General features: G+C 74.4%; 13 protein-coding genes. 7 read left to right on the top strand and 6 right to left on the bottom strand.

Annotated features, from left to right (window positions below; all coding sequences use genetic code 11):
* The first annotated feature begins 5 nt into the window (after nucleotides 1–5).
* A complete protein-coding gene (locus AB1207_RS15705) occupies nucleotides 6–893 on the top strand; it encodes an endo alpha-1,4 polygalactosaminidase (RefSeq protein ID WP_367639321.1) in 888 nt (295 codons plus the stop codon).
* Here AB1207_RS15705 and AB1207_RS15700 read toward each other — a convergent pair.
* The gene (locus tag AB1207_RS15700; RefSeq protein WP_367639320.1) at nucleotides 833–1,924 is read right to left on the bottom strand and encodes a LacI family DNA-binding transcriptional regulator; all 1,092 of its coding nucleotides are present in this window, start codon (nucleotides 1,922–1,924) and stop codon (nucleotides 833–835) included. The two genes, AB1207_RS15705 and AB1207_RS15700, sit on opposite strands and share 61 nt — an antisense overlap.
* A gap of 90 nt (nucleotides 1,925–2,014) precedes the next feature.
* Between AB1207_RS15700 and AB1207_RS15695 the strand changes: the two genes are divergently transcribed.
* Nucleotides 2,015–2,395, top strand: coding sequence for a response regulator transcription factor (locus AB1207_RS15695; RefSeq protein WP_367639319.1), 381 nt, complete (start codon nucleotides 2,015–2,017; stop codon nucleotides 2,393–2,395).
* A 158-nt stretch (nucleotides 2,396–2,553) separates the two neighbouring features.
* Here the strand turns inward: AB1207_RS15695 and AB1207_RS15690 are convergent, their stop codons facing one another.
* A complete protein-coding gene (locus AB1207_RS15690; protein ID WP_367639318.1) occupies nucleotides 2,554–2,886 on the bottom strand; it encodes a hypothetical protein in 333 nt (110 codons plus the stop codon).
* Between the two features lie 118 nt (nucleotides 2,887–3,004).
* Here AB1207_RS15690 and AB1207_RS15685 point away from each other — a divergent pair, with 118 nt between their 5' ends.
* The 3 genes from AB1207_RS15685 (at nucleotide 3,005) to AB1207_RS15675 (ending at nucleotide 6,847) form a co-directional block, all read left to right on the top strand.
* Nucleotides 3,005–5,146 carry a putative bifunctional diguanylate cyclase/phosphodiesterase gene (locus AB1207_RS15685; protein ID WP_367639317.1) on the top strand — a complete coding sequence of 714 codons (2,142 nt, stop codon included), beginning with the start codon at nucleotides 3,005–3,007 and terminating at the stop codon, nucleotides 5,144–5,146.
* An 89-nt stretch (nucleotides 5,147–5,235) separates the two neighbouring features.
* Nucleotides 5,236–5,643, top strand: a complete 408-nt coding sequence (locus AB1207_RS15680; RefSeq protein ID WP_367639316.1) for a YciI family protein — start codon at nucleotides 5,236–5,238, stop codon at nucleotides 5,641–5,643.
* A 64-nt stretch (nucleotides 5,644–5,707) separates the two neighbouring features.
* The gene (locus tag AB1207_RS15675) at nucleotides 5,708–6,847 is read left to right on the top strand and encodes an RNA polymerase sigma factor (RefSeq protein ID WP_367639363.1); all 1,140 of its coding nucleotides are present in this window, start codon (nucleotides 5,708–5,710) and stop codon (nucleotides 6,845–6,847) included.
* 9 nt (nucleotides 6,848–6,856) lie between these two features.
* Here AB1207_RS15675 and AB1207_RS15670 read toward each other — a convergent pair whose 3' ends face one another.
* From AB1207_RS15670 to AB1207_RS15660, 3 genes are read right to left on the bottom strand one after another with little or no spacing between them, the layout of a single operon-like run.
* A complete protein-coding gene (locus AB1207_RS15670) occupies nucleotides 6,857–7,765 on the bottom strand; it encodes a polysaccharide pyruvyl transferase family protein (protein ID WP_367639315.1) in 909 nt (302 codons plus the stop codon).
* Nucleotides 7,762–9,390, bottom strand: a complete 1,629-nt coding sequence (locus AB1207_RS15665) for a RecQ family ATP-dependent DNA helicase (protein ID WP_367639314.1) — start codon at nucleotides 9,388–9,390, stop codon at nucleotides 7,762–7,764. The genes AB1207_RS15670 and AB1207_RS15665 overlap by 4 nt, the downstream gene beginning before the upstream one ends.
* Nucleotides 9,387–10,280, bottom strand: a complete 894-nt coding sequence (locus AB1207_RS15660) for an SDR family oxidoreductase (protein ID WP_367639313.1) — start codon at nucleotides 10,278–10,280, stop codon at nucleotides 9,387–9,389. The genes AB1207_RS15665 and AB1207_RS15660 overlap by 4 nt, the downstream gene beginning before the upstream one ends.
* 55 nt (nucleotides 10,281–10,335) lie before the next feature.
* On the opposite strand from AB1207_RS15660, the gene AB1207_RS15655 reads away from it, so the two are divergent.
* Both AB1207_RS15655 and AB1207_RS15650 read left to right on the top strand, forming a co-directional pair.
* Nucleotides 10,336–11,415 carry a spore photoproduct lyase family protein gene (locus AB1207_RS15655; protein ID WP_367639312.1) on the top strand — a complete coding sequence of 360 codons (1,080 nt, stop codon included), beginning with the start codon at nucleotides 10,336–10,338 and terminating at the stop codon, nucleotides 11,413–11,415.
* Nucleotides 11,416–11,447: 32 nt separating this feature from the next.
* Nucleotides 11,448–11,768, top strand: a complete 321-nt coding sequence (locus tag AB1207_RS15650) for a DUF3140 domain-containing protein (RefSeq protein ID WP_367639362.1) — start codon at nucleotides 11,448–11,450, stop codon at nucleotides 11,766–11,768.
* A 61-nt stretch (nucleotides 11,769–11,829) separates the two neighbouring features.
* On the opposite strand, the gene AB1207_RS15645 is transcribed toward AB1207_RS15650, so the two are convergent.
* Nucleotides 11,830–12,360 (bottom strand): ANTAR domain-containing protein, encoded by a 531-nt coding sequence (locus AB1207_RS15645; protein ID WP_367639311.1) that lies wholly within the window; start codon nucleotides 12,358–12,360, stop codon nucleotides 11,830–11,832.
* Between the last annotated feature and the right edge of the window lie 232 nt (nucleotides 12,361–12,592).

Genomic DNA, 12,592 nt, shown 5'->3' with positions numbered 1-12,592 from the left:
GTGTCGTGCGCGCGAGGTGGCTGGCCGGGGCCCTGCTCCTCCTGACCTCCTGCTCGGGCGCGTGCCCCGACGCTCCCCCGGCGGGCCCGTCGACGAGCCCCGCGCAGACCTCACCGCAGACCCCACCGCAGAGCCCACCGCAGAGCCCACCGCAGAGCCCGAGGGTCCTCCCGCCCCCGGCGGGTGCGGTGGCCGACTACCAGCTCGGCGGGGCGTACGAGCCGGCCGACGACGTCCGCGTCGTGGTGCGCGACCGGACGGCGGAGCCGGCCGCGGGGCTGTACTCGGTCTGCTACGTCAACGCCTTCCAGACCCAGCCGCAGGAGACGGGCGAGTGGCTGCGCGACCGCCCGGACCTGCTGCTGCGCGTGGACGGCGACGTCGTGCAGGACCCGGGCTGGCCCGGGGAGTTCCTCCTCGACACCTCCACGGCCGACAAGCGCGCGGCCCTGGCCGAGGTCGTGGGCGCGTGGATCGACGGCTGCGCGGACGCCGGGTTCCAGGCCGTCGAGGCCGACAACCTCGACTCCGCGACCCGCAGCGACGGGGCCCTGGCGATGGCGGACGCCTACGCGTACTCGGCGCTGCTGTCGGCGCGGGCGCACGCGCGGGGGCTGGCGTACGCGCAGAAGAACACGGCCGGGACGACGACCGAGCAGGCCCGGGAAGCGGGGTTCGACTTCGCCGTGGCGGAGAGCTGCCAGGTGTACGCCGAGTGCGGCGACTACACGGCCGTCCACGGCGACCGCGTGCTGGAGGTGGAGTACTCCGACGACGGCCGGGAACCGTTCGAGGAGGCGTGCGCGGCGCGCGGCGGGGAGGTGTCGGTGGTCTACCGCGACCGGGAACTGCTGCCGCGCGGCGTCCCGGGGTACGAGTTCGACCACTGCTGACGCGGGCGCGTCGCCGGCGGGGCGGTGCTCTCGCGCAGGACGAACTCGCTGGGCACGGGCCACTGCGGCGCCTCGGGCAGGACCCCGAGGTCGTGCAGGAGCTGACGCACGGCCCGGCGGCCGACCTCGCGCAGGTCGTGCCGCACCGTGCTGAGCCGGGGCACGGCGACGTCGGCGTACTCGACGTCGTCGAAACCCACGACGCTGACGTCGTCGGGCACGCGGACCCCGGCGTCGGCGCACGCGCGCACGAACCCGAGGGCGACCTGGTCGTTGGCGGCGACGACCGCCGTGACGTCCGGGTCGGTGCGCAGCAGGGCAGTGCCCGCGGAGAACCCCGAGGCGGCGCTCCAGTCGGTGACGAGCGGTTCGACGACGTCGAGGCCCCGCTCGGTGCAGAACGTGCTCCACAGCTCCCGTCGCCGCCGGGCGGTCGCGCTGTCGGACGGCCCGGCGAGGTGGCGCAGCTGCCGGTGCCCGAGGTCGGCGAGGTGGGCCATGGCGGCGAGCAGCCCGGGCGCGGGGTCGCTGTCCGCGGCGGGCTCCTCGGTCGACCCCTCGCCGTCCATGACGACGACGGGCAGCCCCGGCACCAGCGGCCGGGGCATGGCCTGCATCAGCTCCGTCTCGACCCCGAGGACGACCGCGTCGACGCCCGACCCCACGAGCGAGGCGACGGCCTCGGACACGGCCGCGACGGTGGGTGCGCGCAGCGGGCACAGCGCCAGCGAGTAGCCGTGCCGCGCGACCTCCTCGGTCATGCCGTCGAGCGCGAGGACGGGCCCGTGGGCCGTGAGGGTCGAGGCGACGACGCCGATGGTCCGGTAGCTGCCGGTCGCCAGGGAGACGGCGGCCGGGTTGCGCCGGTAGCCCAGCGCCTCGAGCGCCTCCAGGACGCGCGCGCGGGTCGCGGCGTCGACGTGGGGGCGGTCGTTGACGACGCGGGAGACCGTCTGGGCGGAGACCCCCGCGCGACGGGCGACGTCGGCCATGCTCGCCGCCCGGTGGACGCGGTGCGGATTCACGCCCATTCACTTCGCCTGACCTGGGAGGGTTTGCCTGTTAGCGCCCACAAAGATAACGTCCGACGACGGTCAGGCCGAAGCAGGAGCGATTGCGCGATGGACTCGCACGACGAGCACGGACACGGTGCGGTGGGGTTCGCCGACCTGGCCACCCGAGCCAAGGTCGAGGGCGTGGTGCGGCTCGTCGTCGACGACACCGCCCTGGTCTGCCTCACCGAGGAGGCGTTCGACCGCCTGACCGGCCGTCGCGCCGACGTCCTGGACGACGCAACCGCTTCTCGCGCAGTGCGTCTGACACCCCGCGAGGAGCAGGCGCTGCGACTGGTCGGCACGGGCCTGACGGCCGCCGAGACCGCGGCGGTGCTGGGGGTGGCGGTCAACACGGTCAGCCAGCACCTCGTCGGGGCCCGGCGCAAGTACGGCGTCTCGAGCACGCGCGCGGCCGTGGAGCACGCCCGCCGCGACGGTTTGCTGTGATTCCGGCATCCGTCGGCGAAAACGTTCGCGAATGCCTTTCCATGATCTTTCCCGATCGCTCTAGACACGTCGGTTCTAGACACGTCGTCAGGCTACCGGGAGTGTGCCGACGACACGGGTCCCAGGGTCCGGGGGCGCTCCGTGCCGCGGTCGCCGGCTCAGACGAGCCGTCGCTCCGAGTGGTTCAGCCGGGCCAGCAGGACCGTCGACACGACGTCCCGCGAGGCGATCCCGCGGCGGACCCGGCGACCGCCCTCGGTCACCACCACCTCCGGGGACACCACCCCGATCTCGTGCAGCGCCCGCGCTGCCTCCCGGGGCAGGACCTGTCCCGGTCGCAGGGCGGCCAGCTCGGCCCGCGTCGTCTCCGGTAGCGCCTGCCACCAGCTCACCACCACGGGGTCCGGTTCCCTGCGGACGTACCCGGTGCCACCCCAGGCACCCACCTCCTCGCCGTCGTCCACTCCGTGTCCCTGTTCGTGCTCACTCACCCCGGAAGCGTGCTGGACGGGGCCCGATCCCGCACGCCGACCCGTTCGGGCGATCACGGGGGACGCCTCGGACGCCGAGGACAGGACGAGAGCCCCACGCCCCCGGAAGGAGCGTCGCATGCTGTCCGTGCTCATCGTGCTGCGCACGCTCGCCGTCGCCGGCGCCCTCGTGCTGCTCGTGCGCCGCCTGCGCCGCGAGACGACGGCCCGCGCCACCTGGCGGCACTACGTCGCGGCCTTCGCGCTGCTGACCGGCGCCAGCACCCTGGAGACCGCCGTCGTCGTCGGCGGCAGCAGCGTCGGCAGCAGCGGGCTGTGGCTCGCGCTGCCCCTGCGGCTGGCCAGCACGGTGGCGAGCTTCCACCTCTACCGGGGCGTCGCGCTCTGGATGCAGCTGCGGGAGAAGTCCCGGCCCGCGGGTCGCGTGGACTGGCTCGTCGGGGTGAGCTGCATCCTCGGCCTCACCGGCGTCGTCAACGTCGTCGTCGCCGTCCCCGACGGGGTGGCCGGGCTGGCCGTCCAGCTGCGGTGGCTGCACGTGTGCTCCTTCGGTGTCCTCCTCGGGGCGCTCGTCGTCGCCGCGTGGCGGATGCCGCGGGCGATCCGGGGCCGGGCGCGCGGTGTCGCCCTCGCGGTGCTCCTCGTGCTCAGCACCCAGCTCCTCTACGTCTTCCTCGGACCGCGCACCGACGTCGTCGTCGCCGCCTGGGCCTCCTGGGTCGTGCTCGCCGCGGCCTACGGCACGCTGTCCCTGCTGCGGCCCAAGCAGATCACGCGCGAGCACCCCTCCGCCGTCGCGGTCCCCGTCGCCAGCTCCGTCGGGCTCGTGCTGGGTCTGGCCGCCGTCGCCGGCGCCGGCCTGCACGTGGCCCCGACCCACTGGGCGCTGGGCTTCGGCACGGTCGCCATCGCCGGCTCCTCGGTCCGCCTCGTGCGGCTCGTGCGCGACCTCGCCGACCACGACCGCGCCCTGCGCCAGGCCGGTACCGACGACCTGACCGGGCTGGCCAACCGGCGCGAGTTCCTGCGCCGCCTCGGGCTGCAGTCCCGGACCGGTGAGGGGTTCGGCGTGCTCCTGCTCGACCTCGACCGGTTCAAGGAGGTCAACGACCAGCACGGGCACGCCGTCGGCGACGAACTGCTGGCCGCCACCGCCCTGCAGCTGGAGCAGGCCCTGCCCCCCGGCGCGGTCCTGGCCCGCCTCGGCGGGGACGAGTTCGCCGCCATCCTGCCCGGGTCCGGCACCGACGACGCCGTGTGCCGGGCGAACGCGATGCTCGCCGCGATCGAGGTCGGCGCGAGCGTCGGCGTCGCCACCTCCACGGGCGCCGACCCGCTGTCCGGCACCGAACTCCTGCGCCGCGCCGACGCCGCCATGTACGCCGCCAAGGCCTCCGGGCACGGGGTGGCCGTCCACGACGACGTGGCCGACCGCGCCTGGCGGCAGCGGCTGGCCCTGTCCGACGACCTGCACCTGGCCCTCGGTCCGGAGGCCGGGCCCGAGGCCGCCGAGCAGTTCGAGGTGCACTACCAGCCGCAGGTCTCGGCGACCGGGGGCACCGGCGCGGGTCGTGTCGTCGGCGTGGAGGCCCTGGTGCGCTGGCAGCACCCCCGCCTGGGGATGCTCGCGCCGGGCGCGTTCCTCGACGTCCTGGAGGAGCGGCGGCTCATGCCCGCCCTCACCGCCCTCGTCGCGCGCCGCGCCGTGGCCGACCTCACGGAGTGGCGGGCAGCCGGCCACGACCTGCGCCTGTCGTTCAACCTCTCGAGCACCCACCTGTCCGACCCCGGGCTGCTGCCGCTGCTCGACGAGCTCGTCACGAGCGGGGCCGACCCCGCGCACGTCGTCGTCGAGGTCACCGAGACCTCCCTCATGAACGACCCCGACCGGGCGCTGGCGACGTGCCAGGACATCACCGCTCGCGGCTTCTCCCTGAGCATCGACGACTTCGGGACGGGGTACTCCTCCCTGGCCTACCTGGCGAACCTGCCCGCCGACGAGCTGAAGATCGACCGCACGTTCACCTCGCGCGCCCTGGCCGACGAGCGGATCGCCGCCATCGTCGCCGGGACGGTCGAGCTGGCCCACCACCTCGGGCTGCGCGTGGTCGCCGAGGGCGTCGAGGACCCCGCCACGCTGGACCTGCTGCACGAGCTCGGCTGCGACGAGTCGCAGGGGTACCTGCACAGCCGGCCCGTCCCGGCGGCGGAGTTCCTGCGCTGGCTGCAGGCCAGGGAGCGCGTGCCCGCGGTCCTCTGAGGAGGATGTCGAGGACGCCCGGGCGGCTCCCACCCCGGGGCGTGCGGCGGCCCCGGGGGCCGCCGCCGGCTCGACGAGGGAGACGGTCGATGGCCAAGCACCTGCTGCTCAAGCACTACCGCGGCGCACCGGCGGGCGTGAACGACGTCCCGATGGACCGCTGGACCCCCGACGAGGTCACCGCCCACCTGCGGTACATGGACGAGTTCGCCGACCGGCTGCGCCAGACCGGCGAGTACGTCGACGGACAGGCCCTGTCCCCCGGCGGCGCCTGGGTCCGCTACGACGGGGAGGGACGGCCGCCGGTCACCGACGGGCCCTTCGCCGAGACGAAGGACCTCGTCGCCGGCTGGATGGTGATCGACGTCGACAGCTGGGACCGCGCCGTGGAACTGGCCGGTGAGCTGTCCGCGGCACCGGGCGCCGGGGGGAAGCCCATCCACGAGTGGCTGGAGGTACGTCCCTTCCTCACCGCCCCGCCGACCGTCACGGAGTGACCTGGTGGACGGGGTGGTGGACGGGGTGGTGGACGGGGTGGTGGACGGGGTGGTGGACGGGGTGGTGGACGAGGCGCTGCTGCGCCGGCTCGTCCCGGAGGTGCTGACCGTCCTCGTCCGCCGCGGCGCCGGGTTCGCGGAGGCCGAGGACGCCGTCCAGGAGGGTCTGCTGGACGCCGTCCGCTCCTGGCCGCAGGACCCGCCGCGGGACCCGAAGGCCTGGCTGGTGACGGTGTCGTGGCGGCGGCTCGTCGACGCCACCCGTGCCGAGGGCGCACGGCGCCGGCGTGAGGAGCGGCTGGAGGCCGAACCGACGGCCGGGCCGGTGCCGTCCGCCGACGACTCGCTGCGCTTGTACTTCCTGTGCGCCCACCCCGCCCTCACCCCGTCGTCGGCCGTGGCCCTGACGCTCCGAGCCGTCGGCGGTCTGACCACGCGGCAGATCGCAGAGGCCTACCTCGTGCCGGAAGCGACCGTGGCGCAACGCATCAGCCGTGCGAAGCGGACGGTCGCCCGCGCCGGTCTGGGCGAGAGCGGCGACGTGGCGACGGTCCTGCGCGTGCTGTACCTGGTGTTCAACGAGGGGTACTCGGGGGACGTCGACCTGGCCGCCGAAGCGGTCCGGCTGACGCGTCAGCTCGCCTCCGTCGTCGACCACCCCGAGGTCGCGGGACTGCTGGCGCTGGAGCTGCTCCACCACGCCCGGCGCGCCGCCCGGACGGACGCCACCGGAGCACTGGTGCCGTTGGCGGAGCAGGACCGCAGCCGCTGGGACACCACGCTCGTCGCCGAGGGCGTCGCGGTGCTGCAGTCCGCACTGGCCCGGGACCGGCTGGGCCCTTTCCAGGCACAGGCCGCGATCGCGGCGCTGCACGCGGACGCCCAGCGCGCGGAGGAGACCGACTGGGGGCAGATCGTCGAGTGGTACGACGAACTCCTGCGGCTCGAGGACTCTCCCGTCGTCCGCCTCAACCGGGCCGTGGCCGTCGGGGAGGCCGACGGCGGACCGGCAGGGCTGGCGGCGCTGGCCGGCCTGGACGCCTCGCTCCCCCGTCACAGCGCCGTCGCGGCCCACCTGCACGAGAGGTGCGGGGACCCGACGACGGCGGCCCGCCTCTACGCCGAGGCCGCGCGGCGGGCGGGCAGCGCGCGGGAACGCGACCACCTCGTCCGCCAGGCGGCCCGCCTGAACTCCGCCGGGTGACGCGCCGGTTCAGCGCAGTGCGCGGACGCCCAGGACCGAGTCCAGCGACGCTAGCTGCGCCTCCCCGGCGCTCGCGGCGACCTCCCGCGCCGCTCGGGCGGCGTCCCGGCCGGTACGCGAGCGGCACCAGGCGAACCGCTCGTCCAACACCGCGGAGGTCACCTCGTCGGCCGGCAGGACGGGCCACCCCCACGCCCCGGCCTGAGCGCTGACCTTGCCACCGCCGGCGACGGGGTCGACGGCGACGCAGGGCACCCCCGAGCGCAGGGCCAGCACGAGCCCGTGCAGCCGGGTGGAGACGACGACGTCCAGCCGGGCGACGACGGCGCTGACGTGCTCGGCGCGCGCCGGCAGCCGCCAGTCGCGCGGATCGAGTCGCGTCTCGAGCTCGAGCGTCGCGGCGTCCAGCCCGCCCAACCAGGTCGCGAGCTCGTCGGACACCTGCTCGTGCCGGCGGCGGCCGCCGTACTCGCCCTGGCCGTGGGTGAGGAACACCCCGACGACGGCGGCCTGCCCCACCGGTGGGCGGGCGGCGAGGTCGCGCTGCGGGAGCACCCCGGCGGCGTCGCGGGGCACGACGGCGTCGAACCCGGCGACGGCCGGGTCGCGGGGGTCGAGGACGCTCACCCCGACCGCGACGCGGCGCGCGGGCGCGAACCGGGTGTGGAACTCCCGCACGGGCTCCCCCGCCAGCGGTCCGCACACCCACACCGCGACGTCGACCGACCGCGGATCGACGTCGTCGTACCGGAGGTCCCGCGGACCGGCGCGGACGAGGGACATCGCCGGGCTCCACGCGCAGACGACGTCGTGGCCGGCCGCGAGGAGGTGCTGCTCGACGGCCCGCGTCGCCAGCTCGTCCCCCGCGGTGGCCTCGCCGTGCAGCACGCTGGACCACCCGGCGAGCAGCACCCTCACGCGCTCTCCAGCAGGTCGTTCCGCGCGACGACGTCGAGCGCGAGCGTGCGGTACCCGACCTCGGAGAACAGGACGGTGACGCGGTCCTCCTCGTAGTGCATGACCTGCCCGGAACCCCACTCGGGGTGCTCGACGGTCGAACCGACGGCGTAGGGCTCGTCGGTCGCGACGCGGTCGTGCGCCGTCCCCGCGCGGCAGCGGTCGCAGTTCCCGCACGGGTCCGCGAGCTGCTCCCCGAAGTACCCCAGCAGGAACTGCCGACGGCACGAGGTCGTCTCGCACAACGACCGCATCATCTCCAGCCGCGACCGCTCGACGCTGCGCTGCTGCTGGGAGACCTCCACGGCAGCCTCCGCCGCCGGCCCCGGACGCGGCGCGTCGGCCGGGACGACGAGGTTCCCCTCCTCGTCCTCGGCCAGCGCCCCGACCTCCGCCAGCAGGTTCAGCATCCCCGCGAGCCGGGTGGCGGACACCCCCAGGTCGCGCCGGAACTGCGCCGGGTCCACGGGACCGTCGTGCACCCGCAGGGCGGCGGCCGTCTCCCGCAGGGGTTCGACCTTGGCCACCCCCGAGGCGAAGAACGTCCGCAGCCCCAGGTCCTCGGGGCGGTAGAACAGCGTCGCGACGGCGGGGTCCCCGTCGCGGGCCGCCCGCCCGATCTCCTGGTAGTAGCTGTCCGGCGAGTCCGGCACGGTGGCGTGCACGACGGCGCGCACGTCGGGTTTGTCGATGCCCATGCCGAACGCCGTCGTGGCGACGACGACGTCGAGGTCGCCCTCGAGGAACCGGCGCTGGACGTCCTCGCGCTCGGCCCGCTTGCGACCCGCGTGGTAGAAGTCCGCTCCCGGCACCTGCGCGGCGATCTCCTCGGCGTCCGCGCGGGTCGCCACGTAGACCAGCGCGGGACCGCCGGCGGCGGCGACGGCGTCCAGGACGCCCTGCCGCTGGGTGGCCGCGTCGCTGCAGTGGCGGATCCGCAGGTCGATCTCGGGACGGTCGAAACCCTCGACGAGGACGAGGGCGTCCGGTGCGTCGAGCTGCGTCAGCACCTCCGAGCGCACCTGGGGACTCGCGGTCGCGGTGAGGGCGACGACCGGAGGGCGGCCGAGCTTGGCGCGGGCGGAACCGAGCCGCAGGTACTGCGGGCGGAAGTCGTGGCCCCAGGAACTGACGCAGTGCGCCTCGTCGACGACGAGCAACCGCGGTTCCAGGGCGGCCAGCTCGGTGAGCACCTCGTCGCGGGCGAGCTGCTCGGGGGCGAGGAACACGAACCGCGCGGCCCCGGACCGCAGTTCCCCGCGCGCCTCCTCCCACGCCGACGCGGTCATGGCCGAGTTGAGCATCACGGCGCCGCCGCGGCCGGTTCCGCCGCCCACGATGGCGTCGACCTGGTCGCGCTGCAGCGCGATGAGCGGGGAGACCACGACGACCGGACCCTCCAGCAGGAGCGCCGGCACCTGGTAGACGGCCGACTTCCCGGCCCCCGTCGGCATCACCGCGAGGACGTCGCGGCCAGCCAGGACGGCGCGCATGGCCTCCTCCTGGCCCGGCCGCAACGCCTCGTACCCGAACACCTCCTGCGCCGTGCGGAGCAGGTCGGCCGCACCCCCCGCGGACCGGCTCATGGCGTGGGCATGCCCCCGTTGACGTTGAGCACCTCGCCCACGACGTAGCTCGACTCCGGGGAGGAGAGGAACACGTACGCGGGGGCGAGCTCGGCGGGCTGGCCGGCCCGGCCCAACGGGGTCGACGTCCCGAACTCCGGCATCGCGTCGTCGGGCTGACCGCCGGCCACCTGCAGCGGCGTCCACACCGGTCCCGGCGCCACGACGTTGACCCGGATCCCCCGCGGGGCCAGCTGCTGGGCCAGCGCCTGGGACATCGCGATGATCGCGGACTTGGTCGTCGCGTAGTCGACGAGGTTCGGGGAGGGCTGGTAGCCCTGGACGGAGGACGTCGTCACGATCGTGGAGCCCGGCGGCAGGTGCGGCACGGCCTCCTGCACGAGCCAGAAGAGCGAGTGCACGTTGGTGCGCATCGTCTCGTCGAACTGCTCCGAGGAGACGTCCGCGACGTCCTCGGCGTGCTGCTGCTTGCCCGCGACGACCGCGAGCAGGTCGAGACCACCGAGCTCGCGCACGGCCGTCGCGACGAGGGAGCGGGTGAACTCCTCGTCGGTGAGGTCCCCGGGGGCCAGCACGGCAGTGCGGCCGGCCTCCTCGACGAGGTCGGCGACCTCCCGGGCGTCGGACTCCTCCGCGGGAAGGTAGGAGAGCACCACGTCGGCACCCTCCCGGGCGAACGCGATCGCCGCGGCGCGGCCGATGCCGGAGTCGGCGCCGGTCACCAGCGCCTTGCGGCCGGTGAGGCGGCCGGTGCCGCGGTAGGTGGACTCACCGTGGTCCGGGCGGGGCGAGAGCTGCGAGGCCAGGCCGGGCCCGTCCTGCGGCTGGGGGTCGAAACCCCCCTGGTGGTAGAGGGTCACGGGGTTGGTGAAGGTGAACTGGTCGGTCACCGCTTCACCGTAAGCAGCGTCCGCGGGGGCCGCGCGCGGGAGGCAGAATGGTCCCGTGCCGGAGCCGGACCGCAGGACCCGCGACCTCGTCGACGTCACGAGGATCTACTACGAACCCGCCGCCGCGGAACTCCCCCGCGGGCGGCAGGTGCTGGACCGCTGGCCGGACGCCACGCGCGTCCCCGTCGAGAGCCACTGGCGCATCCCCGAACTGCACGGCGACGAGACGAACGTCGACCGGTGGGTGCGGATCAAGCGCGAGGCCCTCGTCCTGGGGATCAAGAAGTCGTTGCAGGCCAGGCCGAACGGCCGCTCCGCGGACTTCATCGCCCCGTCCACCTCGAACGGCTGCGCGATGGCGTGCGCCTACTGCTACGTCCCGCGCCGCAAGGGGTACAGCAACCCCGTCACGGTGTTCGCGAACATCGAGCAGATCACCGGCTACTTGGCCCGCCACGTGGCCCGCCAGGGCGTGAAACCGGAGGCGAACCAGTGCGACCCCACCAGCTGGGTGTACGACCTGGGCGAGAACAGCGACTGCTCGGTCGACGCGGAGATCTCCGACAACGTGGACGACCTCGTCGCCCTGTTCCGCGGTCTGCCCACGGCCAAGGCGTCGTTCGCCACCAAGCACGTGAACCGGCGCCTGCTGACGCTGGACCCGCAGGGCCGGACCCGGGTCCGGTTCTCGCTCATGCCGGCCCGCGTCGCCAAGCTGCTCGACATCCGCACGTCCCCGGTGCCCGAGCGGCTCGCCGCCCTCGACGACTTCGTCGCCGCCGGCTACGAGGTGCACGTCAACCTCTCCCCCGTCGTCGTCCACGAGGACTGGCTGGCGCTGTGGGCCGAACTGCTCGACCAGCTCGGCGAGGCGACGAGCGAGACCACGAAGGCGCAGCTGCAGGCAGAGGTCATCTTCCTCACCCACGAGGAGAACCTGCACCAGGTGAACCTCGGGTGGCACCCCCGGGCGGAGGACCTGCTGTGGCGGCCGGCGATGCAGGAGACCAAGCGGTCGCAGTCCGGTGGACTGAACGTCCGGTACCGCGCCGGCGACAAGGCCCGCTACGTGCGCGAGCTGCTGGAGCTGATCACCGACCGCGCCCCCTACCTGCGGGTGCGCTACGCCTTCTGAGCCCGCAGGCTCGGAGCGTGAGCGAGAAGGAGATGGACGTCGAGGACGTCGAGAAGCGCTTCGGCGAGGCGGTCAACATGACGCCCAAGGAGCTCGAGGACTGGCTGGAGACGGACGAGTCGAAGTCCGTCGGGGTGGGCGACGGCGAGTCGGTGGGGCACCGGTCGGGCCGCCGGATCGTCGAGATCCTGCGGACGAAGAAGGCCGACCGCACCGACGACGACCACGAGCACATGCAGAAGGTGGCGGCGTACGTGGCGCGGCACTCCAAGCAGCGCCCGAAGGGCGACGTCACGGACACGAAGTGGCGCTACTCCCTCATGAACTGGGGGAACGACCCCCTGAAGGAGTGACGGCGCGTCCACGACCGGAACCTCGGCCCCGTCTCGCTGGACACACGGACCCGGGGAACCGTCACTGCCACCCGCTCGCCTCGGCGACGACCTCCTCCGCGATGACGCGGAGCTTGCGGTTCTGGTGCTGTGACCACGTCGAGAGCAGCGCGAAGGCAGCGTCGGGGTCGATGCCGTTGCGCGCCACGAGGACGCCCTTGGCCTGCTCGATGACCGCACGGGACTGCAGGGCGATCTGCAGGTTGGCGGCGCGGTCCCCCGCCTCGGCCAGGGCGGCCGCGTTCCCGAGGGCCACGGCCGCGTACGCGGCGAACTGCTCCAGAGCGCCCTGGGCCTCCGGGGTGACGACGGGGTGCTCGGGCCGCCCGAAGCAGTAGACGTTGATCGACCCCTGCCGCCGCTCCGGGTCGGGCAGGCCCACACTCACGACGCTGCGCACCCCCCGTCGCGCGGCCGACGCCGAGAAGGCGGCAAACGCCCCGTCGGACGCCGTGTCGTCGATGCGCAGGGTCGTCCCCGCCTGCGCTGCGACGACGCACGGGCCGTACCCGGGGGGAGTACTGGCGCTCGTCGAGGTCGACGGCGAGCTCACCGTGGAAGGCCACGGTGACCGGAGCACCCCGCCGCAGCAGTGTGACCGAGACGTCGTCGGCGCCCGGGACGCACTCCACTGCGAGGTCGGCCACCCGACGCAGGACGACGGTCAAGGGTTGGTCGGCGACGATGCGTCCGAGTTCCACGAACGCGGCGTCGAGGCCCATCGGCATCGGACGTTCCTCCCAGCCCGACGGTCCGCCTCGTCCGGCGGGCCGGGGTGGAGCGGA

This window comes from Kineococcus endophyticus, assembly GCF_040796495.1.
Classification (GTDB): Bacteria; Actinomycetota; Actinomycetes; order Actinomycetales; family Kineococcaceae; genus Kineococcus; species Kineococcus endophyticus.
Note: the sequence above shows the minus strand (reverse complement) of the source record. Positions and strands in the feature narration are given on the sequence as shown.